Below are 25456 nucleotides of genomic sequence, written 5' to 3'. Positions count from 1 at the left end.
GTAGGGCTCAGGACGCCGTCAGGACGGGCTCCGGAGGGAATGCGTCAACCCGGGAATTCGTTCCTTATCCCGTTGGGTGGAACTCGAAAAGATGACCGTTGTTCCAAGGGTAGGCTCGACAACGCCGGTGCACATACGGTCACCGGATTTCGACATTGTGGAGAGGAGCCCTGACTCAGGGTGAGCACCAAGCCGACTACCACAGACCTCGAGTGGACCGATCTGGACCGGCGGGCCGTCGATACGGCTCGTGTCCTGGCCATGGATTCCGTGCAGAAGGTCGGTAACGGCCACCCTGGCACGGCCATGAGCCTCGCACCGGCCGCGTACCTGCTCTTCCAGAAGCTGATGCGGCACGACCCCTCCGACGCCGGCTGGACCGGCCGCGACCGCTTCGTGCTGTCCCCCGGGCACACCAGCCTGACCCTCTACGTCCAGCTGTACCTGGCGGGCTTCGGGCTGGAGCTCGATGATCTGCGGTCGTTCCGCACCTGGGGCAGCAAGACCCCGGGCCACCCGGAGCACGGCCACACCACTGGTGTCGAGACCACCACCGGCCCCCTGGGCCAGGGCATCGCCAACGCGGTGGGCATGGCGATGGCCGCCCGCTACGAGCGCGGCCTGTTCGACCCGGAGGCGCCGCAGGGCGCCTCTCCGTTCGACCACACCATCTGGGCGATCGTCTCCGACGGCGACCTGGAGGAGGGCATCTCCGCCGAGGCGTCCTCGCTCGCCGGCCACCAGCGGCTGGGCAATATCGTCGCCCTGTACGACGACAACCACATCTCGATCGAGGGCGACACCGCGACCGCGCTCTCCGAGGATGTCCTGGGGCGCTACGAGGCGTACGGCTGGCACGTCCAGCGCATCGAGCAGTCCGAGAACGGCGACTTCGACATCCACGCGCTGTACGCGGCGCTCAAGGCGGCGCAGGCCGAGACCGAGCGCCCCTCGATCATCGCGGCCCGTACGATCATCGCCTGGCCCGCGCCGAACGCGCAGAACACCGAGGCGTCCCACGGCTCGGCGCTCGGCGCCGACGAGGTCGCCGCCACCAAGCGCGTCCTCGGCTTCGACCCCGAGCAGCACTTCGCGGTCGACACCGACGTGATCAACCACACCCGCGCCCTGGTCGAGCGCGGCCGCGAGGCGCACGCCGCCTGGGACAAGAGGCTCCAGGAGTGGCGGAACACCAGCCCCGAGCGGGCCGCCCTGTTCGACCGGATCACCGCGGGCGAGCTGCCCGAGGGCTGGGAGGGCGTGCTGCCGGTCTTCGAGCCGGGCAAGGACGTGGCCACCCGTAAGGCGTCCGGCCAGGTGCTCAAGGCGCTCGGCGGGGTGCTCCCCGAGCTGTGGGGCGGCTCCGCCGACCTCGCGGGCTCCAACAACACCACGATCGACGCGTCCTCGTCCTTCCTCCCGAAGGGCAACCCGCTGCCGGAGGCCGACCCCTACGGCCGCACCATCCACTTCGGCATCCGCGAGCACGCCATGGGCTCGGCCATGAACGGCATCGCGCTGCACGGCAACACCCGTGTCTACGGCGGTACCTTCCTGGTCTTCTCCGACTACATGCGCCCGGCGGTCCGGCTGGCCGCGCTGATGAAGCTGCCGGTCACCTATGTGTGGACGCACGACTCCATCGGCCTCGGCGAGGACGGCCCGACCCACCAGCCGGTGGAGCACCTGGCCGCGCTGCGCGCCATCCCGGGCCTGAACGTCGTCCGCCCCGCCGACGCCAACGAGACGGCCATCGCCTGGCGGGAGATCACCCGCCGCCATGGCGCGAACCCCGCCCCGCACGGCCTGGCGCTGACCCGGCAGAACGTGCCGACCTACGAGGCCGACGAGAACGCCGCCAAGGGCGGCTATGTGCTCTTCGAGGCCGAGGGCGGCACGCCGCGGGTCATCCTCATCGGCACCGGCTCGGAGGTGCAGCTCGCCGTCGAGGCGCGGGAGCAGCTCCAGGCCGCCGGGGTTCCCACCCGCGTCGTGTCGATGCCCTCGGTCGAGTGGTTCGAGGAGCAGGACAAGGGGTACCGGGAGAGCGTGCTGCCGCCTTCCGTCAAGGCCCGCGTGGCCGTCGAGGCGGGGATCGGTCTGACCTGGTACCGCTACGTCGGCGAGGCCGGCCGCATCGTCTCGCTGGAGCACTTCGGCGCCTCCGCCGACTACAAGGTGCTCTTCCGGGAGTTCGGCCTCACCGCCGAGGCCGTGGTCACCGCCGCCCGCGAGTCCCTCGACGCCGCGGGGCGCTGACCCCCCGCTGACGACCTAGTAGCGACGAGTAGGAGAACACACCCCATGACAGACGCACTCAAGCGGCTGGCCGACGAAGGCGTCGCGATCTGGCTCGACGACCTCTCCCGCAAGAGGATCACCTCCGGCAACCTGGCCGAGCTGATCGACCAGCAGCATGTCGTAGGCGTCACCACCAACCCGTCCATCTTCCAGAAGGCGATCTCCGGCGGCGACGGCTACCAGCAGCAGGTGGCCGACCTCGCGGTCCGCAAGCTGACCGTCGAGGAAGCCGTCCGCATGATCACCACGGCGGACGTCCGCGACGCCGCCGACATCCTCCGGCCGGTGCACGACGCGACGGGCGGCCAGGACGGCCGGGTCTCCATCGAGGTCGACCCGCGCCTGGCCCACAACACGGCCGCCACCATCGCCGAGGCCAAGCAGCTGGCCTGGCTGGTGGACCGGCCCAACACCTTCATCAAGATCCCGGCGACCGAGGAGGGGCTGCCCGCGATCACCGAGGTGATCGGCCTGGGCATCAGCGTCAATGTCACGCTGATCTTCTCCCTGGAGCGGTACCGCGCGGTCATGGACGCCTTCCTGGCCGGTCTGGAGAAGGCCAAGGCCGCGGGCCTGGACCTCCAGAAGATCCACTCGGTGGCGTCCTTCTTCGTCTCCCGCGTGGACACCGAGATCGACAAGCGCATCGACAAGCTGGGCACCGATGAGGCCAAGGCGCTGCGCGGCAAGGCCGCCGTGGCCAACGCCCGCCTCGCCTACCAGGCGTACGAGGAGGTCTTCAGCTCCGACCGCTGGGCCGTCCTGGACCGGGCGAACGCCAACAAGCAGCGTCCGCTGTGGGCCTCGACCGGTGTCAAGGACCCGGCGTACAAGGACACCATGTACGTCACCGAGCTGGTCGCCCCCGGCACCGTCAACACCATGCCGGAGGCCACCTTGGAGGCGGTCGCCGACCACGGTGAGATCCGCGGCGACACCGTGCGCGGCACCTACGAGCAGGCCAAGGCCGATATCGACGCGCTGGCCGGGATCGGTATCTCCTACGACGACGTCGTCCAGGTGCTGGAGGACGAGGGCGTCGAGAAGTTCGAGTCCTCCTGGAACGACCTGCTGAAGTCCACCGAGGCGGAGCTCAAGCGCCTCGCACCCTCGGAGGCGTGAAAACCGTGAGCAGCAGCAATCCGCTGCGTGACACACGAGACCGACGGCTCCCGCGCATCGCGGGGCCGTCGGGCCTCGTGATCTTCGGCGTCACGGGCGACCTGTCCCGTAAGAAGCTGATGCCCGCCATCTACGACCTGGCCAACCGCGGTCTGCTGCCGCCGGGCTTCTCATTGGTCGGCTTCGCCCGCCGCGACTGGGAGAACGAGGACTTCGCCCAGGTCGTGCATGACGCGGTCAAGCAGTACGCCCGGACCCCGTTCCGCGAGGAGGTCTGGCAGCAGCTGGCCGAGGGGTTCCGCTTCGTCCCCGGGGTGTTCGACGACGACGACGCGTTCGTCAAGCTGCGGGCGACCATAGAGGAGCTGGACAAGGCGCGCGGCACCGGCGGGAACTTCGCCTTCTACCTGTCGGTCCCGCCGAAGTTCTTCCCCACCGTCGTCCAGCAGCTCAAGAAGCACGGGCTGTCGCAGGGCGAGGGCGACTCCTGGCGGCGCGCGGTCATCGAGAAGCCCTTCGGCCACGACCTGAAGAGCGCCCAGGAGCTCAACCAGGTCGTCCACGAGGTCTTCCGGCCCAGCGATGTCTTCCGGATCGACCACTACCTGGGCAAGGAGACGGTCCAGAACATCCTGGCGCTGCGCTTCGCCAACACGATGTTCGAACCGATCTGGAACCGGTCGTACGTCGACCATGTGCAGATCACCATGGCCGAGGACATCGGCATCGGCGGCCGCGCGGGCTACTACGACGGCATCGGCGCGGCCCGTGACGTCATCCAGAACCACCTGCTCCAACTGCTCGCGCTGACCGCCATGGAGGAGCCCGCCTCCTTCGACGCGTCCTCCCTGGTCACCGAGAAGCTGAAGGCGCTCAGGGCGGTCAAGCTGCCCAGGGAGCTGGGCAAGCACACGGTGCGCGCCCAGTACGCCCGCGGCTGGCAGGGCGGTGAGGAGGTGCACGGCTACCTCGAGGAGGAGGGCATCGACCCCCACTCGAAGACCGACACCTACGCCGCGATCAAGCTGGAGATCGACAACCGCCGCTGGGCGGGTGTCCCCTTCTACCTGCGCACCGGCAAGCGGCTGGGGCGGCGGGTCACCGAGATCGCGGTGGTCTTCCAGCGCGCCCCGCACTCCCCCTTCGACGCCACCGACACCCAGGAGCTGGGGCAGAACGCCCTGGTCATCCGGGTGCAGCCGGACGAGGGCGTGACCATCCGGTTCGGCTCCAAGGTGCCCGGCACCTCCATGGAGATCCGGGACGTGACGATGGACTTCCAGTACGGCGAGTCCTTCACCGAGTCCAGCCCCGAGGCGTACGAGCGGCTGCTGCTCGATGTCCTGCTGGGCGAGGCGAACCTCTTTCCCCGCCATGAGGAGGTCGAGCAGTCCTGGCGGATCCTGGACCCGATCGAGGACTACTGGGACAAGCACGGCAAGCCCGAGCAGTACACCTCCGGGACCTGGGGCCCGAAGGCCGCGGACGAGATGCTCGCACGAGACGGACGGAGCTGGCGGCGGCCATGAACATCGATCTCACGGACACCACGTCCAGCCGGATCAACTCCGCTCTGGTCCAGGCGCGCCGGGCCACCGGTACGCCGGCCGTGGGCATGGTGCTCACCCTCGTCATCGTCACCGACGAGGGCAATCACTACGACGCGCTGCGGGCGGCGAGCGAGGCGTCCAAGGAGCACCCCTCGCGCATCCTGGTCGTCATCAAGCGGCCGGGCCGCTCACCGCGCGACCGCAAGATGGCCCGGATGGACGCCGAGGTGCGGGTCGGCGGGGAGACCGGCACCGGCGAGACGGTGCTGCTGCGGCTGCACGGCGAACTCGCCAACCACGCCTACTCGGTGGTTCTGCCGCTGCTGCTGCCGGACGCCCCGGTGGTGGTGTGGTGGCCGGAGGACGCCCCCGAGCACCCCAGCGAGGACCTGCTCGGACAGCTGGCCCAGCGCCGGATCACCGACGCCCAGGCCACCGAGGACCCGGTGGCGTCCCTGGGGCTGCGGGCCGCGACGTACACCCCCGGCGACACCGATCTGGCCTGGACGCGGATCACCCCGTGGCGCAGCGTCCTGGCCGCCGCCCTGGACCAGCGGCACTCCCCGATCACCTCCGCGATCGTCGAGGGCGAGGCGTACAACCCGAGCAGCGAGCTGCTCGCGCTGTGGCTCGCCGAGCGGCTGGGGGTGCCGGTGGACCGGCAGGTCTCGGAGGGCCCCGGGCTGACCGCGGTGCGGCTGGAGACCGCCGACGGCGTGATCTGCCTGGACCGGGCGAACGGCTCGCTGGCCGAGCTGGCGATGCCGGGCCAGCCCGACCGGCATGTGGCGCTCCAGCGGCGTGAGATGTCGGAGCTGATCGCCGAGGAGCTGCGCCGGCTGGACCCCGACGAGACCTACGAGTCGTCGGTGAAGTTCGGCGTGAGCAAGCTGGGCGGCGTGGGGACGCTGGAGCGGGACGCCAAGACGGCCCCGGCCACTCAGGTGCCGCCCCGGCCACCGCTGCCGACCCGGGACCCTGAGACGCCCTCGGAGCATGTGCCCGGGTCGTCGAAGAACCCGCCGCAGGCACCGACCCAGCCGCCGGCTCCCAAGCCCCACCCGCCGAAGGCCCAGGAGCAGAAGGCGAACGGGAAGGCGGACAAGTGACCGCACCACAGGTGGTCGTCCACCGCGACAAGGAGCTGATGGCCCAGGCCGCGGCGGCCCGGCTGCTCACGAAGATCGTGGACGCCCAGGCCGCCCGTGGCTCCGCCTCGGTCGTCCTGACCGGTGGGCGCAATGGCAACGGCCTGCTGGCCGCGCTCGCCGCCGCCCCGGCGCGCGACGCGATCGACTGGTCGCGGCTCGACCTGTGGTGGGGCGATGAGCGCTTCCTGCCCGAAGGGCATGCGGACCGCAATGTCACCCAGGCCCGTGAGGCGCTGCTGGACGCGGTGGACCTGGACCCGGCGCGGGTGCACGCGATGCCCGCGTCCGACGGGCCCCACGGCGGCGATGTGGACGCCGCGGCCGAGGCGTACGCGGCCGAGCTGGCTCGCGCCGCACGGCCGGAGAACCACGGCGCGGTGCCGTCGTTCGACGTGACTCTGCTGGGCGTCGGCCCGGACACCCATGTGGCCTCGCTCTTCCCCGAGCTGCCCGCCGTCCGGGAGACCGAGCGGATGGTCGTCGGGGTGCGTGGCGCGCCCAAGCCGCCGCCCGTACGGCTCTCGCTGACCCTGCCCGCGATCCGCGCGGCACGGGAGGTGTGGCTGCTGGCGGCCGGTGAGGACAAGGCGGGTGCGGTCACGATGGCCCTGTCGGGTGCCGGGGAGCTCCAGGCCCCGGCGGCGGGCGCGTACGGCCGCCGCCGCACGCTGTGGCTGCTGGACCGGGCCGCGGCGGCGGGGCTGCCGCGCGAGCTGTACTCCCCGGCGTCGCCGTAACCCCCGTCTCGCATACGACGATCCCCCGGGCGCTATTTGGCACCCGGGGGATCGTCGTGTTGTCGTGGGTGTCCCGTCGTATGTCCCGGAGTGCTCAGCGGCCGCGCAGCGTGCGGTAGGTGGCCACCAGATGCTCGGTGGAGGTGTCGAGACCCGGCACCTCGGCGCCCTCGGACAGGGCGGGCTCGACGCGCTTGGCGAGCACCTTGCCCAGCTCCACCCCCCACTGGTCGAAGGAGTCGATGTTCCAGACGGCGCCCTGGACGAAGACCTTGTGCTCATAGAGGGCGACCAGCTGGCCCAGCACCGACGGGGTGAGCTCATGGGCGAGGATCGTGGTGGTGGGGCGGTTGCCCTGGAAGGTCTTGTGCGGCACCAGCTCCTCGGCCACCCCTTCGGCGGCGACCTCCTCGGCGGTCTTGCCGAAGGCCAGCGCCTGGCCCTGGGCGAAGAGGTTGGCCATCAGCAGATCGTGGTGGGACTCGAGCCCCGGCGGCAGATCCCGCACCGGCCGGGCGAAGCCGATCAGATCGGCCGGGACCAGCTTGGTGCCCTGGTGCAGCAGCTGGTAGTAGGCGTGCTGGCCGTTGGTGCCCGGGGTGCCCCAGACGATGGGGCCGGTCTGCCAGCCGACGCGATTGCCGTCCCGGTCCACGGACTTGCCGTTGGACTCCATGTCCAGCTGCTGGAGATAGTCGGTGAACCTGGACAGATAGTGGCTGTACGGCAGGACGGCATGCGACTGGGCGCCATGGAAGTTGTCGTACCAGATGCCCAGCAGGCCCATCAGCAGGGGGACGTTCTCCTCCGGCGGGGCGCTGGCGAAGTGCTCGTCGACCAGGTGGAAGCCGGCCAGCATCTCGCGGAAGCAGTCCGGGCCGATGGCGACCATCAGGGAGAGGCCGATGGCCGAGTCGTACGAATAGCGCCCGCCGACCCAGTCCCAGAACCCGAACATGTTGTCCGTGTCGATGCCGAACTCGGCGACCTTCTCGGCGTTGGTCGACACCGCCACGAAGTGCTTGGCCACGGCCTCCTGGCCGGCCCGCAGCCCGGTCAGCAGCCAGTCGCGGGCGGAGGTGGCGTTGGTGATGGTCTCGATGGTGGTGAAGGTCTTGGAGGCGACGATGAACAGCGTCTCGGCCGGATCCAGGTCGCGCACCGCCTCGTGCAGATCCGCGCCGTCCACATTGGAGACGAACCGGAACGTCATCGCGCGATCGGTGTAGGAGCGCAGCGCCTCGTACGCCATCTTGGGGCCCAGATCGGAGCCGCCGATGCCGATGTTGACGACGTTCTTGATCCGCTTGCCGGTGTGGCCGGTCCAGTCGCCGGACCTCACGCGGTCGGCGAAGACGGCCATCTTGGCGAGCACGGCGTGGACCTCGCCGACGACGTCGTCGCCGTCCGCCCTGATCTCCGCGGAGTGCGGGGCGCGCAGCGCGATGTGCAGCACCGAGCGGTTCTCGGTGGTGTTGATCCGCTCACCGCGGAACATGGCGTCCCGCAGCTCGGCCACCTTGGTGGCCCGCGCCAGCTCGCGCAGCAGCCGCAGGGTCTCGTCGGTCACCAGGTGCTTGGAGTAGTCGACGTGGAGATCGCCGACCTGAAGGGTGAGGCGGCGCCCTCGCTCCGGGTCGCCCGCGAACAGGTCGCGCAGATGCGCGTCGCCCAGCTCCTTGCGGTGTGCGGCCAGCGCATGCCATTCCGGCAGCTGGTCCAGCCTGGTGCGGCCTTCCATGGTCATCTCGGACATCAGCCCACTTCTCGTCGGTGCCTGGCCCCCGTGGCCACCAACCTAATTGATGTCGGAGCGCATTCCCGGAACGAGGGCCGCCACCCCGCAGACGAACAGCGCGGCGGCCCCCAGAGCGGGGGTATTGAGCCCCCACGCCGCGGCCATCACCCCGCCCAGCAGCGCGCCGAGCGGGGCGCCCGCGATCGACAGCGTGCGGAAGGCGGAGCTCACCCGGCCGAGCGTCCCCTCGGGGCTGCGCTCCTGTGTCATCGTCACCTCGGTCACGTTCCAGATGATGCCCGCGAAGCCGAAGAGGCCCATGGCGGCGACCGCGGCCGGCAGGCTCCGTATCGCCCCCAGGGCGACCAGGGCGCCGATCTGCGCGGTGCCGCACAGCAGGAGCGTACGGACGCGCCCCAGCTTCTCGGTGAGCCGCGCGGCCACCAGCCCGCCGGCCACACTCCCGATCCCGTACACGGTGATGACGACCGCATAGCCGGTGTTCCCGGCGCCCAGCCAGCCGGTGATGTGCAGCACCAGGGTGGCGATGAGCGCGCCGATGCCGATGTTGCACAGCGTGGTGGAGGCGCACAGCGCCCGCAGCGTCCGGTCCCGCCACAGCACGGCGAGGCCCTCGGCGATATCGCGCCGCAGCGACCCGCCCGGCGGGCGCGGGGCCCGCCGCGGGGGCGCCGCCCCCAGCGAGGCGACCAGCACGGCGGCGGCGAGATAGGTGAGCGCGTCCGCCGCGTACGGCATCGCGGCGCCGAGGCCCAGCAGCACCGGCACCAGCGGGGCGCCCACGAACCGGCCCATGACCTCCTGCCCGGTCATCAGCCGGGCGTTGGCCCGGCCCAGCGCCTCCTCCCCCACCACCGACGGGAGCAGCGCCGTGGCGGCGTTGTCGAACAGGGTCTGGAGCGTGGTCAGGGCGAACGCGAGGACGAGCAGCAGCCCGATGGTGGCCCGGTCCAGCCATACCGCGACGGCGAATCCCGCCATCAGCACGGCCCGCGCCCCGTCCACCGCCCACATCGCCCGCCGCTGGTCCACCCGGTCGGCGATCGCCCCGCCGATCAGCCCGAACAGCAGCCAGGGCAGAAAGCCGCAGGCGGTCACGAGCGAGACCAGCACCGGCGAATCGGTCAGCGAGACGGCCAGCAGCGGCAGCGCGGCGCCCCGCAGCGCGTCCCCGAACCGGGAGACGACCGCGGCCGCCCACAGCCGCCCGAACCCCCCGCGCCACGCCGGCACCACTGGTCTTCCGGCGCCCAGCTCACCGGCGTCCACCGTGGCCATGACGATCCTCCCCCGTACGTCGGCCCCATCCGGTGAGACGGCTCCCCCGGTCATTCAGTACCCCATGACCGTAGCCCGCACCACTGACAACGGCCCGGCCGCGCACCCCTCACAGGAGGTGCCCGGCCGGGCCGTCGTACCGCGCTCGTGTGTCTAGATCTCGCCCCGGAGCTTGGCGAGTGCCTCGGCGAGGATCGCCTCGCCGTCGGCGTCGCTGCGCCGCTCCCGTACATACGCCAGATGCGTCTTGTACGGCTCGGTGCGCGGCGGGTCCGGCGGGTTGTCCCGGTCCTTGCCGGCCGGGAAGCCGCAGCGGGGACAGTCCCACGTGTCAGGGATCTGCGCGTCGCTGGCGAAGCTCGGCACGGTCTCATGCCCGTTCGAGCACCAGAAGGAGATGCGCAGGCGCGGCGCCGATTCGCCTCGCTCGGCTTCTCCCATCGGCCCCGCCCCGACCCGACTTCCACGGATCGCGTTGCCACTTGCCACGGTCGTAACTCCCTGCGTGATGGTGCCGAAGCCTCGATTGGCAGCTTCGCCGCCCGGCGCCCCAGTCTACGTAAGGCCCAACGCGCGTCCAGTGAGAGGAGTTACACCCGCCACGGAGGACGCCATGCCATCATAGGCCGCATATGGGCCCCGCTGACGACGGTACGTCAGTTATCGGGCGTCAGCCGGGCCCTGGACGGGCCCCGCCGGACCCTCAGTCGAGCTTCATCAGCAGCCCGAGCACGACGATGCAGACGAACCACAGCAGCCCGACCACCACGGTGATGCGGTCCAGGTTGCGCTCGGCGACCGAGGAGCCGCCCACCGAGGACTGCATGCCGCCACCGAACATGTCGGACAGGCCGCCGCCCTTCCCCTTGTGCATGAGCACCAACATCATCAACAGCAGGCTGAAGATGATGAGGGCGATCGAAAACCCCATGATCACAGCTGGACCAACCTTCTCGGGCTTGTATGGACGTCGGGGGCCGAGCGGTGCGATTCCCACCGCTCCGGCCCCCGACAGGGTACGACGACGCGCGCGCTAGGGCCTACTCACTGGTCGCGGAAACGAACGATCTTGACGAATTCGTCCGCGTCCAGCGAGGCACCGCCGATCAGGGCGCCGTCCACATCCGGCTGGGCCATGATCGCGGCGACGTTCCCGGACTTCACCGAGCCGCCGTACTGGATCCGGACCTTGTCGGCGACCTCCTGGCCGTAGAGCTCGGCGAGCCGGCCGCGGATGGCCCCGCAGACCTCCTGGGCGTCCTCGGGGGTCGCGACCTCGCCGGTGCCGATCGCCCAGACCGGCTCATAGGCGATCACGATCGTCTCGGCCTGCTCGGCCGGGACGTCCTTCAGACCGCCGTCGACCTGGGCGAGGGTGTGCGCGACCTGGTTGCCCGCCTTACGGACGTCGAGGCCCTCGCCGACGCACAGGATCGGGGTGAGGTCGTTGCGGAAGGCAGCCTTGACCTTGGCGTTGCACAGCTCGTCGGTCTCGTCGTGGTACTGGCGCCGCTCCGAGTGCCCGACGACGGCGAAGGCGCACTTGAGCTTGGCCAGCATCGGGCCGGAGATCTCGCCGGTGTAGGCACCGGAGTCATGCGCCGAGACGTCCTGGGCACCGTACTTGATCTTCAGCTTGTCGCCGTCGACCAGGGTCTGCACCGACCGCAGATCGGTGAAGGGCGGCAGCACCGCGACCTCGACGGCCTCGTAGTCCTTGTCGGCGAGAGCGAAGGCGAGCTTCTGGACGTGGGCGATGGCCTCGAGGTGGTTGAGGTTCATCTTCCAGTTGCCCGCCATCAGCGGGATACGGTCACTCACGGTGTTCAGTCCTCCAGTGCGGCGAGGCCGGGGAGCGTCTTGCCCTCGAGGTATTCGAGGCTCGCTCCACCGCCGGTCGAGATGTGGCCGAAAGCGTTCTCGTCAAAGCCCAGGATGCGTACGGCCGCGGCGGAGTCGCCGCCGCCGACCACGGTGAAGGCCGGGGTGTCCACGAGCGCCTGGGCCACGGCCCGGGTGCCCTCGGCGAAGTCGGGGTGCTCGAAGACGCCCATCGGGCCGTTCCAGAAGACGGTGGCCGCGTCGGCCAGCTTCGAGGCGTACAGCTTGCGGGTCTCCGGGCCGACGTCCAGCCCCTGGAGCTCGGCCGGGATCGCGTCCGCGGCGACGAGCTCCGGGTTCGCGGGGGCCTTGGTCTTCAGGTCCGGGAATTCGGGCGCGCCCACGACGTCGACCGGGAGCACGAACTCCACCCCGCGCTCCTTGGCCCGGCGCAGATAGTCCTGGACCGCCGGGACCTGGTCCTCCTGGAGCAGCGAGCGGCCGACCTCATGGCCCTGGGCCTTGATGAAGGTGTAGGCCATACCGCCGCCGATCAGGATGCGGTCGGCCTTCTCCAGCAGGTGGTCGATCACGCCGAGCTTGTCGGAGACCTTGGCGCCGCCGAGGACCACCGCATAGGGCCGCTTGACGTCCTCGGTGAGCTTCTTCAGGACCGTGAGCTCGGCGGCGATCAGGTCGCCCGCGGCGTGCGGCAGCCGCGCCGGGAGGTCGTACACGGAGGCGTGCTTACGGTGGACCGCGCCGAAGCCGTCGCCCACGTAGAGGTCGGCGAGGGCGGCGAGCCGATCGGCGAAGGCGCCGCGCTCGGCGTCGTCCTTACTGGTCTCACCGGCGTTGAAACGCAGGTTCTCCAGCAGCGCGACCTGGCCGTCGCCGAGCGCCGCCACGGTGGCCCGCGCGCTCTCGTCCACGGTGTCGGCCGCGAAGGCGACCTCCTTACCGAGGAGTTCGCCGAGCCGCCGGGCGACGGGGGCGAGCGAGTACTGCGGGTCCGGGGCGCCCTTGGGGCGGCCCAGGTGCGAGGCGACGATCACCCTGGCGCCACGGTCCAGGAGCTTGTTGATCGTCGGGACGGCGGCGCGGATCCGGCCGTCGTCGGTGATCGTCTCGCCGTCGAGCGGGACGTTCAGATCGGCGCGGACGAAGACCCGCTGCCCGGCGACCTGAAGATCGTCAATCGTCTTCACAGGGTTGACTCCTTGATCATGGATCGGGGCCCGTTACGACGGCGTCGTAGCGGGCCCCGTTTCCTAGCTCATCGGGACAGCGGTCAGAGCTGGCCGCCGACGAAGACGGTCAGGTCCACGAGTCGGTTGGAGTAGCCCCACTCGTTGTCGTACCAGCCGACGACCTTGACCTGCTTGCCCTGGACCATGGTCAGGGAGGAGTCGAAGGTGCAGGACGCGGGCCAGTTGACGATGTCCGAGGAGACGATCGGGTCCTCGGTGTACTCCAGGATGCCCTTGAGCTGACCCTCGGCGGCCTTCTGGAAGGCGGTGTTGATCTCGTCCTTGGTGACCTCGCGGTCGAGCTCCAGGACGAGGTCGGTGACCGAGCCGGTCGGGACCGGGACGCGCATCGCGATGCCGTCCAGCTTGCCCTTGAGCTGCGGGAGGACCAGCGCGGTGGCCTTGGCGGCACCGGTGGAGGTCGGGATGATGTTCTCGGCCGCCGCGCGGGCGCGACGCAGGTCCTTGTGCGGGAAGTCCAGGATGCGCTGGTCGTTGGTGTACGCGTGGACCGTCGTCATCATGCCCTTGACGATGCCGAAGTTCTCGTCGAGGACCTTGGCCATCGGCGCCACACAGTTGGTGGTGCAGGAGGCGTTGGAGATGACGTGGTGGTTCGCCGGGTCGTACTTGTCGTTGTTGACGCCCATGACGATCGTGATGTCCTCGCCCTTGGCGGGCGCGGAGATCAGGACCTTCTTGGCACCCGCGGCGAGGTGCTTGGCGGCGTCCTCGCGCTTGGTGAAGATGCCGGTGGACTCCACCACGATGTCGGCGCCGAGCTCGCCCCACGGAAGGGCGGCCGGGTCGCGCTCGGCCATCGTCTTGAAGGTCTGGTTGCCCACCGTGATGGTGTCCTCGGTGTGGCTGACCTCGTGCTTCAGCCGGCCGAGGATGGAGTCGTACTTGAGCAGGTGCACCAGGGTGGCGTTGTCGGTCAGGTCGTTGACACCGACGATCTCGATGTCCGCGCCCTGCTCGAGGAGCGCGCGGAAGTAGTTGCGACCGATGCGGCCAAAGCCGTTGATGCCTACGCGGATCGTCACGAACCGATCTCCTCGTTGGTGTGCCGGTCTGGACGCCGGCGAACGTGTATGGGATGTCCCCGACCGCCTCCGACCCTACCGCTATCACGGGACGTACGTGACATTGGCATCGGCGGCCCATGACCACCGGAAAGTGGTACGGACCGCCGATTCAGTCACGATTCGTCACGCGCTGTCAACGACGCAGCGCACGTAGCGCGTCGGCCACCAGCCGGGCCCTCTCGGCGGCGTCCGGGACATGTTCCAGGCCGAAGCCCAGCAGCACGGTGTCCCGGGTCGTGACGCCCGCGACGGTGTGGAAGAGCTCTTGGGAACGGGACCAGTCCCCGGCGTTCGCCGGGCTGCCCTCCGGCGCCCCCGGCACCGACCACGGGCCGAGCGCGGTCTCGAAGCCTTCGGAGTCCTCGGCGGTGCCGCCGACGGTGAGTTCGGTGCCGTCCACGAAGACGCCCCGGCCGCCGGTGCCCGGGTCGGTGACGTAGGAGACGGCCAGCTCGACCTTCTTGCCCGCGTAGCCGCTCAGGTCCACCGAGACCGGCCGCCACCCCTCGGAGGAGCCCGTCAGGCTGTTCCAGGAGCCCGTGCCGCCCTGCGCGCGGCAGCCGTCGTCGCCCAGGGTCAGATAGTGCTTCAGGAACGGGTGCAGATTGAGCAGGAAGCCCGCCTCGCACTCGGTGGGCACCTCGGTGGAGGAGCCGCCGTTGGCGTCGGGGAGGGTGGTCCAGTCGTCCTGACCCGCCGTGCGCGCCTCGATGATCACATGGTCGTAGCCGGGCTCGGTGTCATGGCTGAGCCGGAAGTCCAGGGCCGGTTCGCCGGCGGCGGACACATCCGTGAGGTCGACCGTGCGGGACAGCCGCATCCAGGAGCTGTCACGGTGCCCCGCGGCCGCCATCCAGTCGCCCTCATAGGGCTGGTACGGGCTGCGGGTGCCCGGGTACTCCCCCGCGCCCGCGCTGCGGAACTGGGGGAAGTCCTTCGGCGGCAGCGCATCGGAGGTGACGGTGTAGGCGCCCGCGGCGTCCAGGGGGTTGCCGGGGGCGTCGCCCAGCTTCGCGCCGGCGCCCGCGAGCGCGCCGGCGCCCTTGAATCCGGTGGGCGACTTCAGGGTGAGCCGGCTGTCGGCGCCCAGGTAGTACTGACTGAAGTCGTCGGTGTCGGCCGGTCCCACCTCGGAGCTGCCGCCCGCCCGCTCACCGGTGGTGATCAGCTTGCCGCCCTCGTTGAGGAAGTCGCGCACCGCGAGCAGGGTCGGGCCGCCGGGCCGTTCCGCGCCGCTGTACCAGAGCACGGTCCTGAAGTGGCTCAGCACCCCGAGCGCGGACGGCGCGCCCTGGGTGGCCACGTCCCAGACGGCGGCCTTACGGTCGTTGTCGGCCAGCGCCCGGGTGTACGCGGCGGTGTGCCGGGCCGGGGAGGTGCCGCCCTCCTCGGCGATCACCAGCGTGTCGGCGCGGGGCCGCTTGGCCACGGTGTAGGTGAACGGCTCGCTCGTGGTCCGCGCACCGCTCCGCGTACGGCCGGTGAACCAGACCGTGACCTTCTGCCCGGGGTCGGCGCCCTCGACGGCGGCGCGGTACTGGTCGAAGCGGACGTTGTCCTCGCCGCCGTAGGTCTCGCCGCCCTGCCACGCCTTCAGCGGGGCGGTACGGGTACGGCCGCCGTCCACGCGGTAGTTGAGCTTCTTGTCGCGGACACTCTTGCGGACGGTGACGGAGACGTCCTGGTCGGCGCCGCGCGCGTAGGACGTGGTGAAGGTGTCCGGGGTGAAGTCGGGCGCGGTCAGGCCGACGGACGAGGCGGGCCGGTCGGGGTGTTCGGCGGTCTCTGCGACGGAGAGCGCGAAGGGGATGTTCTTGGTGAACTCCTGGGCGATCAGCTTCTCGTCGTCCGGGAAGGTGAAGACGGACGCGCAGTCACGCGGCTGCCAGGCGTCGTCGGGGTCCACGTTGGAGGCGGTCTGACAGGTCGACATCTCCGGGGTGAACATCATCATGCCGTTGACGTTCGCCGCGTGGCCGTCGGCCTCGCCGTTGGTGGTGTAGAGCTCGGAGGAGACCTGCGGGTGGTAGCCGGGGATCGCGGAGTGCTCCGGGGTGCCGGCGAGCGACTTGTAGAGGACGTCGTCGGGGGTCGGGGTGGCGACCTGCCAGCCGACGCCGTACAGCAACAGTTCGGCGGCCGAGTGGTAGTTGATGCCGTACGTGAAGCCGACGCGCTTCTCGAAGGCGTCCAGCGCCTTGGTCTCCGGCTCGGAGCCCGGGGTGGGGCCTCGGTAGGTCTCGTCGGCCGGGTCGGCGGACGAACCCTCGTTGTCGTAGCCCCACTTGTAGCCGAAGTTGCGGTTGAGGTCGACGCCGTCGCCCGAGGTGATCTTGCCGTCGCCGTTGTTGTCACGCAGATTCTTGCGCCACTGGCGGTTGGCCGGGCTCTGGTGCGTGTAGTCGTAGCCGTCCGGGTTGGCGGACAGGACGAACCACAGCTCCGTGCGGTCCACGATCCTGGTGACGCGGTCGTCCTTGCCGTAGTTGTCCAGGTAGTAGTGCATCAGCCGGCGGGTCATCTCCGGCGTGATCCACTCACGGGCGTGCTGATTGGACATGTAGAGCACCGACGGCTTGCTGCCGTCCCGGGTCTTCCCGGCGCCCTTGCTCAGCTTGAGGGCGAGGATGTCCTTGCCGCTGCCCGTCTTGCCGATGCTGACGACCTTGGTGAGGGCGGGGTGCGCCCGGCCGGTCTCGACGATCTCCTGCTGGAGCCCGCCCTCGCCGCTATAGGGGCGGAATACACCGTCGCCCGCGGCCTTGAGGCGGTTGTGGGTCTGTGCGGAGACCTTCTTCTCGGTGATCCGCACGCCCTTGCCGCGCAGCTCGGCGGCCTGCTCGGCGGTGAGGTAGAGCTCGACCGGGCCGCTGCCCTTCTCGGGCACCTGCCGCCCCAGCTCGGTGCCGTCCGCCCCGGCGCGGAGCAGCAGCGGGATCTGATCCTTGGTCACCTGGGCGGTCCATACGGACAGCCCGTCCCCGGCGGGGTCCGCCGGTCGTGGTGCGGTGGCCGCGGGTGCCGCGGCCAGTCCCCCCAGGAGCAACGCGGCCAGTGCAGCCACCGCGCCGCTCGATCTCACCATGCGTCTGAGCTTCATGAGCCCCCCTGGCTGTCGTGTGAAGACACGCTGGTGCGCAGCGCTCCAGACTTGTCAGGACACATGGTCATGTCAACAGCGGCGCGCGAACCGCCGGCACATGCCGCCTGGACGCACCACGTGGACGCACCGCGCCCCCGGATCGCTGGTGTGATCCGGGGACGCGCGGTGTGCGGGGCGGGGCGTACTTGCGGTGTACGGGGCGCGGAGGGCGCGGGGCGCGACGTGCGGGGGGCTACGCGCTTCCGTGCCGCCTGCCGTTGGGCGCCGTCAGCCGACCATGCCCTCGGCCATCTCCTCGGTCAGGCTGGACTCGGTGCCGGGGATGCCCAGATCCTGGGCGCGCTTGTCGGCCATGGCCAGCAGCCGGCGGATACGGCCCGCGACGGCGTCCTTGGTCAGCGGCGGGTCGGCGAGGGCACCCAGCTCCTCCAGGGACGCCTGCTTGTGCTCCATGCGCAGCCGCCCGGCCGCGGCGAGGTGCTCGGGCACCTCGTCGCCCAGGATCTCCAGGGCGCGCTGCACCCGGGCCCCGGCGGCGACGGCGGCACGGGCCGAGCGGCGCAGATTGGCGTCGTCGAAGTTGGCAAGGCGGTTGGCGGTCGCCCGCACCTCGCGCCGCATCCGCCGCTCCTCCCAGGCGAGGACCGACTCGTGCGCGCCCAGCCGCGTCAACAGCGCGCCGATGGCGTCACCGTCCCGGACGACCACCCGGTCCACCCCGCGCACCTCGCGCGCCTTGGCGGCGATCTGGAGCCGGCGGGCGGCGCCGACCAGCGCCAGCGCGGCCTCCGGGCCGGGGCAGGTCACCTCCAGGGAGGACGAGCGGCCGGGTTCGGTGAGCGAGCCATGGGCGAGGAAGGCCCCGCGCCAGGCGGCCTCGGCGTCACAGGTGGCGCCGGAGACGACCTGCGGCGGCAGTCCGCGGATCGGCCGGCCGCGGCCGTCGACCAGGCCGGTCTGCCGTGCCAGCTGGTCACCGCCCGCCACCACCCGCACCACGTACCGGCTGCCGCGGCGCAGCCCGCCGGGGGCCATCACCACCAGATCCGAGGAGTGCCCGAAGATCTCCAGGATGTCCTTGCGCACCCTGCGGGCCGCGATCCCGGTGTCCAGCTCCGCCTCGATCACGATGCGCCCGCTGACCAGGTGCAGCCCGCCCGCGAACCGCAGGATCGCCGAGACCTCCGCTTTCCGGCAGCAGGTCCGGGTGACGGGGAGCCGGGAGATTTCGTCCTTCACCGCTGCCGTCATCGCCATGGGCCGATCCTTCCATGCATCCGAAAAATACGGTCGTACGCGGCCGCCAGAAGCTCCGGGTCATGCTTCGGGGCACCGTCGGTCGCGGCCACCGGCGCAAGCTCGACCGTGCCGCCCAGCCGCTTGGCGGCGTCGCACAGACTGCTCTGGTCGGGGACGGCGGCCTCGTCGGCCAGCACCACGTCGAAGGCGAGTTTAGGGGCGTGTCGGGCCAAAACCTCCAAATGACGCTGCGGGGAGAAGCCATCGGTTTCTCCGGGCTGAGGGGCGAGGTTCAGCGACAGCACCCGCCGGGCCTTGGTCTCGGTGAGCGCCTGGAGCAGATCGGGGACCAGCAGATGCGGGATCACGGAGGAGAACCAGGAGCCGGGCCCCAGCACCACCCAGTCGGCGTCCATGACCGCCGCGACGGCCTCGGGGACGGCCGGTGGATCGTGCGGCACCAGATGGACCGACTGCACCTCGCCGGGGGTGAGGGCCACGGTGGCCTGCCCGGCGACGATGGAGACCTCCTCCGGGCGCGCCGGGTCATGGCCCCGGACGTACGCCTGGAGCTCCAGGGGGACGGCCGACATGGGCAGCACCCGGCCGTGGGCGCCCAGCAGCTTGCCGACCAGGTCGAGCGCCTTCACATGATCGCCCAGCTGCTCCCACAGGGCGACGATCAGCACATTGCCGACCGCGTGGCCGTGCAGATCGCCCTCGCTGGCGAAGCGGTGCTGGATGACCCGGGCCCAGGTCTGGCCCCAGTCGTCGTCGCCGCACAGCGCGGCCAGGGCCTTGCGCAGATCGCCGGGCGGCAGCACGCCCAGCTCGTCGCGGAGCCGTCCGCTGGAGCCCCCGTCGTCGGCCACGGTGACGACGGCGGTCAGATCGCCGGTGATCCGGCGCAGCGCGGCGAGCGACGCCGACAGGCCCATGCCGCCGCCGAGGGCGACGACCTTGGGCTGCGCGCCCCGGTTGGCCCGCGCCCCGACCAGCCGCCGCAACCGGTTGGTACGAACGGTCACTCGCGCCCCATGTCCCGGTGGACGATGACGGTCTCCACTCCCTCGGCGGCCAGCCTGGGGGCAAGCCGCTCGGACATCGCGACGCTGCGGTGCTTACCGCCGGTACAGCCGACGGCGATGGTCACATAGCGCTTGCCCTCACGGCGGTAGCCCGCGGCGATCAGCTGGAGCAGCTCCGCGTAGCGGTCGAGGAACTCCTTGGCGCCGGGCTGGTTGAAGACGTAGCTGGAGACCTCCTCGTTGAGCCCGGTGAAGGGGCGCAGCTCGGGGACCCAGTGCGGATTGGGCAGGAAGCGGCAGTCCACCACCAGATCGGCGTCGACCGGCAGACCGTACTTGTAGCCGAACGACATCACGGTGGCCCGCAGCTCGGGCTCCTCCTCGCCCGCGAACTGGGCGTCCATCTTGGCGCGCAGCTCATGGACGTTGAGGCTGGAGGTGTCGATCACCAGATCGGCGTCTCCGCGCAGCTCGCGCAGCAGATCCCGCTCGGCGGCGATACCGTCCACGATCCGGCCGTCGCCCTGGAGGGGGTGCGGACGGCGCACGGACTCGAAACGGCGCACGAGGGCGTCGTCGGACGCCTCCAGGAACAGCACGCGCCGCTTGACGCTCTTGGCGGCGAGGTCGGCGAGGGACTCGCGGAGGTTGTCGAAGAAGCGGCGGCCGCGGACGTCCACCACCACGGCGATCCGGGCCACATTGCCCTGGGAGCGGGCGCCCAGGTCGACCATGGTGGGGATCAGCGCGGGCGGCAGGTTGTCCACGACGAACCAGCCGAGGTCCTCCAGACACTTGGCGGCGGTGCTGCGCCCCGCACCCGACATTCCAGAGATGATCACCAGCTCGGGGATGGCCGCCGCCTCGGCGGGCTCGCCCGACGTGCCCGTATTCACCTGCGCTCCGTCTCCATGGTTCGCGTGCTCGGTCATGGTCTGGTCCCCCCGTTCGACGACGCCGCACCGGCGGCCTCGTCCTCAATGATCTCTCCTGTTGCGGTGTTCACGGCGGGCGCGGCGGGGGCGGCCCCGGCGAGCGCCGCGGCGACCGTCTCGGCCGTCTTACGGCCGACGCCCGGCACCTCGCAGATCTGCTCGACCGTGGCGGCGCGCAGCCGCTTGACCGAGCCGAAGTGCTTCAGCAGGGCCTGCTTACGGCTGTCACCGAGGCCCGGAACGGTGTCGAGCGGCCCGGCCTTCATCGACTTGGCGCGCTTGCTGCGCTGGTAGGTGATGGCGAAGCGGTGGGCCTCGTCGCGGACCCGCTGGAGGAGATAGAGCCCTTCGCTGCTGCGGGGCAGCACCACCGGGTCGTCCTCGTCCGGCAGCCACACCTCCTCGAGCCGCTTGGCGAGACCGCAGACGGCGACATCGTCGACGCCGAGCTCGTCCAGGGCCCGTTTGGCGGCGGCCACCTGCGGCTTCCCACCGTCGACCACGACGAGCTGGGGCGGGTAGGCGAACCGCTTGGGCCTGCCCTCCTCGTCGAGCGGCCCGGAGGACCCAGGGGCGGGCCCGTCGGCGTCCTGCCCGGCGGGGGCGGTGACGCCGGTGGGCCCGGTGACACCGGCGGGTTCTGTGGCCCCAGCGGCCTCGGTGGCCCCGGCGGATTGCGTGGCCTCGGTGACCTCGGTGACCTCGGTGGTCTCGGTGGTCTCCGGAGACCCGACCGTTTCCGGAGTCACGGCAGCCCCAGTGGCCCCAGTGGCCCCAACAGGTTCCGCGGACCCGGCGGCCTCCGTAGCCTCTTCCTCCCACTCCCCCGTCTTCTGCTTCTCGTGCAGATAGCGGCGGAAGCGTCGGCTGACGACCTCGTGCATGGAGCGGACATCGTCCTGCCCGGCGAAGCTCTTGATCTGGAAACGGCGGTACTCACTCTTACGGGGGAGCCCGTCCTCGAAGACCACCATGGAGGCCACCACGTCATCGCCCTGGAGATGGGAGATGTCGAAGCACTCGACGCGCAGCGGAGCGGAGTCCAGCCCCAGGGCCTCGGCGATCTCCTCCAGCGCCCGGGAGCGGGTGGTGAGGTCGGAGGCGCGTTTGGTCTTGTGCAGCGCGAGCGCCTGCTGGGCGTTGCGCTGGACGGTCTCCATCAGGTCCTTCTTGTCGCCGCGCTGCGGGATGCGCAGATCGACCCGGGAGCCCCGGCGCCCGGTGAGCCACTCGGTGACCGGCTCGGCCGGGTCCGGCACGGCGGGCACCAGGACCTCCTTGGGGACGGCGTCGCCGCTCTCCTCCCCGTACAGCTGCTGGAGGGCGTGCTCGACCAGCCCGGCGGTGTCGACGGCCTCGACCTTGTCGGTGACCCAGCCGCGCTGACCGCGCACCCGGCCGCCGCGCACATGGAAGATCTGGACGGCGGCCTCCAGCTCGTCCTCGGCGACCGCTATCAGATCGGCGTCCGTGGCATCGGCGAGGACCACCGCGTTCTTCTCCATGGCGCGCTTGAGCGCCCCTATGTCGTCACGGAGCCGGGCCGCCTTCTCGTACTCCATCTCCTCGGCGGCCTCGTGCATCCGCTGCTCCAGGCGGCGCAGATAGGTGCCGGTGCGGCCGGCCATGAAGTCGCAGAACTCCTCGGCCAGTTGGCGGTGCTCCTCGGCGGTGACCCGGCCGACGCAGGGGGCCGAGCACTTGCCGATATAGCCGAGCAGACAGGGGCGGCCGATCTGGGCGGAGCGCTTGAACACCCCGGCGGAGCAGGTCCGGACGGGGAACACGCGCAGCATCAGGTCGACGGTCTCGCGGATGGCCCAGGCGTGGCCGTACGGGCCGAAGTAGCGCACGCCCTTCTTCTTGGCGCCGCGCATCACCTGGACCCGGGGGAACTCCTCGTTGAGGGTCACGGCGAGGGAGGGGTAGCTCTTGTCGTCGCGGTACTTGACGTTGAACCGGGGGTCGAACTCCTTGATCCAGGAGTATTCGAGCTGAAGGGCCTCGACCTCGGTGGAAACCACGGTCCACTCCACGGCGGCGGCCGTGGTGACCATGGTGCGGGTGCGCGGATGGAGGTTCGCCAGGTCCTGGAAGTACGAGGAGAGCCGCTGACGCAGGCTCTTCGCCTTTCCGACGTAGATCACCCGGCCGTGTTCATCACGGAACTTGTAGACCCCCGGCGAGTCGGGGATCTGTCCCGGCTTGGGGCGGTAGCTGCTCGGGTCGGCCATGGTCACCACCCTACTTGCGGCAGGTGACACATCCGGCGCCCTCGGGACGCGGTTCGATGAGGTCCAGGGGATTTGGAGATTCCGCCGTCACCCGGGCGCGCCGGGCGCCCACTCAGGCGTCGGTGGCCCGCTCAGGGGTCAGGGCCCGCCCAAGCGGCCAGAGTCCGCCCAGGCCCCAGCGCTCGCTCAGGCGTCCGGGCCCGCGACCAGCCGTCCGCCCTTCGCGGTGACCGGGACCGACGGCAGCGGCTTCTCCGCGGGCCCCTGGAGGACCTTGCCGGTGCGGGCGTCGAACTGGCTGCCGTGGCAGGGGCAGTTGATCTTGCCGTCCTCGACGGAGTCGACGACGCATCCGGCGTGGGTGCACACCGCGCTGAACGCCGTGAACTCGCCCTTGGCGGGCTGGGCCACCACCACTCGCTGTTCGCGGTAGATCTTGGCGCCGCCGACCGGGACGCCACCGGCCGAGCCGAGGTCCACGGGGGCGGTGGGCGTCGAGGACGCCTTCCTGACCGATCCGCCCGGGGAGCAGGCCGCCGCCCCGAGCCCGGCGGCTCCGGCCAGCGCGGCGCAGCACAGCACGGTTCGACGGGAGGCGGGGTGGCTGGACATGTACGGCTCCTGGGGGTGTGGGGGCTCCCTGACCATACCGGCACAGATCCTTCCGTTCGCCGCCGCCTCCCTATGACGACGTAAGCGCTTGCGCAAACGTTTACGTCGGATCGAGGATGCGATACGTTACGTGCCCCCGGGGCCCCACAAGCCCGACGACCCCGATGACCCCGACGAACACTCATGACCCCGGCGACCACACCATCGAGGAGCGCAGCGGATGGCAACCATGGTCGACGTCGCCCGCCGTGCCGGGGTGTCCGTGGCCACCGTCTCGCATGTGCTCAACGAGACCCGGCCGGTCCGCCCCGGCACCCGTAAGGCCGTGCTGGACGCCATCGACGACCTCGGGTACATCCCCAATACGCTCGCGCGCTCCCTGGTGACCGCGCGCACCCGCTCGATCGGCCTGGCCGTCTCGGCGATCAGCAATCCGTACTTCACCGAGATCCTCCAGGGCGTCGAGTCCAGCGCCCTCGAGCGGGGGTACGGTCTGCTGATCGCCGATCCGCACGACGATCCCGAGCATGAGCGCAAGGCCGTCGGGCTGCTCCATGAGCGGCGGGTGGACGGCGTGATCGTCGCCCCGTCGGCCGAGCCCGCCGGACTGCTGGAGTATCTGGCCCGCCGCGAGATCCCCGCCGTCTTCCTCGACCGGCTGGTCGGCGACGCCCATGACCAGGTGTGCGCCGAGAACGCCCGCCCCGTCGAACAGCTGGTGGACCATCTGGCCGGCCTCGGCCACATCCGCATCGGGCTGATCGCGGGGCTGCCGGGGCTGAGCACCACCACCGAGCGGATCGCGGGCTACCGGGCCGGGCTGGAGCGGCACGGGCTGCCGTTCCGCCCCGGGCTGCTGGCCGAGGGCCACTCCGAGGCACGGGGCGCGGAGGACGCCGTCCACCGGCTGCTGGCCTCCCTCGAGCCGCCCACCGCGATCATCACCGCGAACAATGTGATGACCATCGGTGCGCTGCGCGCCCTGCGCACGGCCGGCCTGGGCGTGCCGGACGATCTCGCGCTCGTCTGCTTCGACGACTTCTCCTGGGCGGATGTCTTCTCCCCCGGGCTCACCGCCATCTCCCAGCCAAGCCGGGAGGTCGGCGCCACAGCCGTCCGGCTGCTGCTCGACCGGCTGGAGGACCCGGCGCGGCCGCCGCGTACCGTCCGGCTGCCCTGCGACTTCGTCCACCGCACCTCCTGCGGCTGTGTGGCCGAAGCCCCCGACCGACCGCTCCCCGGAACACCCGGACTCCCCGGAAAGGACCCCGTCTCGTGATCGTCGTCGCCGGAGAAGCCCTGATCGACCTCGTGCCCGAGCGCACGTCGAACGCCACAGCGAGCGCCACGGCGGGCGAGCCGCTGCCCTCGCTGCGGCCGGCGCGCGGCGGCGGCCCCTACAACACCGCGCTGGCGCTGGGGCGGCTCGGCTCGCCCACCGCGTTCTGCTCACGCGTCTCCACGGACGGGTTCGGGGAGGCGCTGCTGGAAGGCTTGCGCAAGGACGGCGTGGACACCGCGCTGGTGCAGCGCGGCGAGGAGCCCACGACCCTGGCCGTGGCCTCCATCGGGGCCGATGGCTCGGCTGGGTACGGCTTCTATGTGCAGGGCACCGCGGACCGGCTCTTCACGCTGCCGCCGTCTCTTCCCGAGGGGGTGCGCGCGCTGTCACTGGGCACCTGCTCGCTGGTGCTGGAGCCGGGCGCGAGCGCGTATGAGGAGCTGCTGCGGCGCGAGGCCGCGCGCGGTGTCTTCACCACGCTGGACCCCAATATCCGCGCCGGGCTGATCCCCGACGCCGATGCCTACCGGGCCCGCTTCCGCGGCTGGCTGCCCCATATCGGCCTGCTGAAGCTGTCCATAGAGGACGCCAGGTGGCTGGCCGACTCGGAGGACGCGGCGGATGTCGAAACGGCCCTGGGCGAGTGGCTGGCGGCGGGTCCGGCGGCCGTGGTGCTCACCCATGGCGGGGAGGGCCTGAGCGTACGGCGCCAGGACGGCTCCGTGCTCTTTGTGCCGGGTGAGCGGGTGGACATCGTGGACACCATCGGGGCGGGCGACACCGTGAACGCCGCGCTGCTGCACCGGCTGGCGGAGCACCAGGCGCTGTCGGCGCCCGCGCTGGCCAAGCTGGACGAGGCGGCCTGGCGGGATGTGCTGGGCTTCGCCGCCCGCGCCGCCGCGATCACCTGCTCCCGAGCGGGCGCGGAGCCGCCCTACGCCTCCGAGTTGGCGTGACACCCAGGGC

The 25456-nt window shown here is 70.9% G+C and carries 20 protein-coding genes; 7 read left to right on the top strand and 13 right to left on the bottom strand.

Annotated features, from left to right (window positions below):
- The first annotated feature begins 180 nt into the window (after nt 1-180).
- Genes tkt through pgl form a run of 5 tightly spaced genes read left to right on the top strand, consistent with a single transcriptional unit; the run spans nt 181 to nt 6861 of the window.
- A complete protein-coding gene (tkt, locus tag AB0E24_RS19205; protein WP_069869961.1) occupies nt 181-2259 on the top strand; it encodes a transketolase in 2079 nt (692 codons plus the stop codon).
- A gap of 45 nt (nt 2260-2304) precedes the next feature.
- Entirely contained in the window at nt 2305-3423 is a 1119-nt protein-coding gene (tal, locus tag AB0E24_RS19200) for a transaldolase (protein ID WP_069869962.1), read from the top strand.
- Nucleotides 3424-3428: 5 nt separating this feature from the next.
- The gene (gene zwf, locus AB0E24_RS19195) at nt 3429-4952 is read left to right on the top strand and encodes a glucose-6-phosphate dehydrogenase (RefSeq protein ID WP_370684997.1); all 1524 of its coding nucleotides are present in this window, start codon (nt 3429-3431) and stop codon (nt 4950-4952) included.
- Nucleotides 4949-6082, top strand: a complete 1134-nt coding sequence (gene opcA / locus AB0E24_RS19190; RefSeq protein ID WP_069869964.1) for a glucose-6-phosphate dehydrogenase assembly protein OpcA — start codon at nt 4949-4951, stop codon at nt 6080-6082. The genes zwf and opcA overlap by 4 nt, the downstream gene beginning before the upstream one ends.
- Nucleotides 6079-6861, top strand: a complete 783-nt coding sequence (gene pgl, locus AB0E24_RS19185; RefSeq protein ID WP_359378386.1) for a 6-phosphogluconolactonase — start codon at nt 6079-6081, stop codon at nt 6859-6861. The genes opcA and pgl overlap by 4 nt, the downstream gene beginning before the upstream one ends.
- 94 nt (nt 6862-6955) lie before the next feature.
- Here the strand turns inward: pgl and pgi are convergent, their stop codons facing one another.
- The 13 genes from pgi to AB0E24_RS19120 form a co-directional block, all read right to left on the bottom strand.
- Nucleotides 6956-8608 (bottom strand): glucose-6-phosphate isomerase, encoded by a 1653-nt coding sequence (gene pgi / locus AB0E24_RS19180; protein ID WP_102935486.1) that lies wholly within the window; start codon nt 8606-8608, stop codon nt 6956-6958.
- A gap of 51 nt (nt 8609-8659) precedes the next feature.
- Nucleotides 8660-9898: an MFS transporter gene (locus tag AB0E24_RS19175; protein ID WP_359378384.1), complete on the bottom strand. Its 1239-nt coding sequence runs from the start codon at nt 9896-9898 to the stop codon at nt 8660-8662.
- A gap of 153 nt (nt 9899-10051) precedes the next feature.
- Nucleotides 10052-10387, bottom strand: a complete 336-nt coding sequence (locus AB0E24_RS19170; RefSeq protein ID WP_009718803.1) for an RNA polymerase-binding protein RbpA — start codon at nt 10385-10387, stop codon at nt 10052-10054.
- 214 nt (nt 10388-10601) lie between these two features.
- The gene (gene secG, locus AB0E24_RS19165) at nt 10602-10829 is read right to left on the bottom strand and encodes a preprotein translocase subunit SecG (RefSeq protein ID WP_014059875.1); all 228 of its coding nucleotides are present in this window, start codon (nt 10827-10829) and stop codon (nt 10602-10604) included.
- A gap of 113 nt (nt 10830-10942) precedes the next feature.
- The gene (tpiA, locus tag AB0E24_RS19160) at nt 10943-11719 is read right to left on the bottom strand and encodes a triose-phosphate isomerase (RefSeq protein WP_079257212.1); all 777 of its coding nucleotides are present in this window, start codon (nt 11717-11719) and stop codon (nt 10943-10945) included.
- 5 nt (nt 11720-11724) lie between these two features.
- Entirely contained in the window at nt 11725-12927 is a 1203-nt protein-coding gene (locus tag AB0E24_RS19155) for a phosphoglycerate kinase (RefSeq protein WP_093700225.1), read from the bottom strand.
- A gap of 83 nt (nt 12928-13010) precedes the next feature.
- Entirely contained in the window at nt 13011-14015 is a 1005-nt protein-coding gene (gene gap / locus AB0E24_RS19150; protein WP_069869969.1) for a type I glyceraldehyde-3-phosphate dehydrogenase, read from the bottom strand.
- A gap of 175 nt (nt 14016-14190) precedes the next feature.
- The gene (locus AB0E24_RS19145) at nt 14191-17142 is read right to left on the bottom strand and encodes a M14 family metallopeptidase (RefSeq protein ID WP_359378378.1); all 2952 of its coding nucleotides are present in this window, start codon (nt 17140-17142) and stop codon (nt 14191-14193) included.
- A gap of 285 nt (nt 17143-17427) precedes the next feature.
- Nucleotides 17428-18417, bottom strand: a complete 990-nt coding sequence (gene whiA / locus AB0E24_RS19140; protein WP_046085668.1) for a DNA-binding protein WhiA — start codon at nt 18415-18417, stop codon at nt 17428-17430.
- Nucleotides 18408-19427 carry a gluconeogenesis factor YvcK family protein gene (locus tag AB0E24_RS19135; RefSeq protein ID WP_069869971.1) on the bottom strand — a complete coding sequence of 340 codons (1020 nt, stop codon included), beginning with the start codon at nt 19425-19427 and terminating at the stop codon, nt 18408-18410. Before AB0E24_RS19135 ends, whiA begins: the two co-directional genes overlap by 10 nt.
- The gene (gene rapZ, locus AB0E24_RS19130) at nt 19424-20359 is read right to left on the bottom strand and encodes an RNase adapter RapZ (RefSeq protein WP_079153545.1); all 936 of its coding nucleotides are present in this window, start codon (nt 20357-20359) and stop codon (nt 19424-19426) included. The genes AB0E24_RS19135 and rapZ overlap by 4 nt, the downstream gene beginning before the upstream one ends.
- The gene (gene uvrC, locus AB0E24_RS19125; RefSeq protein WP_359378374.1) at nt 20356-22596 is read right to left on the bottom strand and encodes an excinuclease ABC subunit UvrC; all 2241 of its coding nucleotides are present in this window, start codon (nt 22594-22596) and stop codon (nt 20356-20358) included. The genes rapZ and uvrC overlap by 4 nt, the downstream gene beginning before the upstream one ends.
- Before the next feature lie 186 nt (nt 22597-22782).
- Nucleotides 22783-23208 carry a Rieske (2Fe-2S) protein gene (locus AB0E24_RS19120; RefSeq protein ID WP_099016880.1) on the bottom strand — a complete coding sequence of 142 codons (426 nt, stop codon included), beginning with the start codon at nt 23206-23208 and terminating at the stop codon, nt 22783-22785.
- Nucleotides 23209-23428: 220 nt separating this feature from the next.
- Between AB0E24_RS19120 and AB0E24_RS19115 the strand changes: the two genes are divergently transcribed.
- A complete protein-coding gene (locus tag AB0E24_RS19115; RefSeq protein WP_359378370.1) occupies nt 23429-24487 on the top strand; it encodes a LacI family DNA-binding transcriptional regulator in 1059 nt (352 codons plus the stop codon).
- A complete protein-coding gene (locus AB0E24_RS19110; protein ID WP_093700229.1) occupies nt 24484-25446 on the top strand; it encodes a carbohydrate kinase family protein in 963 nt (320 codons plus the stop codon). Before AB0E24_RS19115 ends, AB0E24_RS19110 begins: the two co-directional genes overlap by 4 nt.
- Nucleotides 25447-25456 lie beyond the last annotated feature (10 nt).

The organism is Streptomyces malaysiensis subsp. malaysiensis, from assembly GCF_040653035.1.
Classification (GTDB): Bacteria; Actinomycetota; Actinomycetes; order Streptomycetales; family Streptomycetaceae; genus Streptomyces; species Streptomyces malaysiensis.
This window is presented reverse-complemented; position numbering and strand designations above follow the sequence as displayed.

Bases quoted from the DNA above. Each gene is read 5' to 3' on its own strand.
- tal (WP_069869962.1), top strand. From the start codon at position 2,305: ATGACAGACGCACTCAAGCGGCTGGCCGACGAAGGCGTCGCGATCTGG.
- opcA (WP_069869964.1), top strand. From the start codon at position 4,949: ATGAACATCGATCTCACGGACACCACGTCCAGCCGGATCAACTCCGCT.
- pgi (WP_102935486.1), bottom strand. From the start codon at position 8,608: ATGACCATGGAAGGCCGCACCAGGCTGGACCAGCTGCCGGAATGGCAT.
- AB0E24_RS19175 (WP_359378384.1), bottom strand. From the start codon at position 9,898: ATGGCCACGGTGGACGCCGGTGAGCTGGGCGCCGGAAGACCAGTGGTG.
- secG (WP_014059875.1), bottom strand. From the start codon at position 10,829: ATGGGGTTTTCGATCGCCCTCATCATCTTCAGCCTGCTGTTGATGATG.
- AB0E24_RS19145 (WP_359378378.1), bottom strand. From the start codon at position 17,142: ATGGTGAGATCGAGCGGCGCGGTGGCTGCACTGGCCGCGTTGCTCCTG.
- whiA (WP_046085668.1), bottom strand. From the start codon at position 18,417: ATGGCGATGACGGCAGCGGTGAAGGACGAAATCTCCCGGCTCCCCGTC.
- rapZ (WP_079153545.1), bottom strand. From the start codon at position 20,359: ATGACCGAGCACGCGAACCATGGAGACGGAGCGCAGGTGAATACGGGC.
- uvrC (WP_359378374.1), bottom strand. From the start codon at position 22,596: ATGGCCGACCCGAGCAGCTACCGCCCCAAGCCGGGACAGATCCCCGAC.
- AB0E24_RS19120 (WP_099016880.1), bottom strand. From the start codon at position 23,208: ATGTCCAGCCACCCCGCCTCCCGTCGAACCGTGCTGTGCTGCGCCGCG.
- AB0E24_RS19115 (WP_359378370.1), top strand. From the start codon at position 23,429: ATGGCAACCATGGTCGACGTCGCCCGCCGTGCCGGGGTGTCCGTGGCC.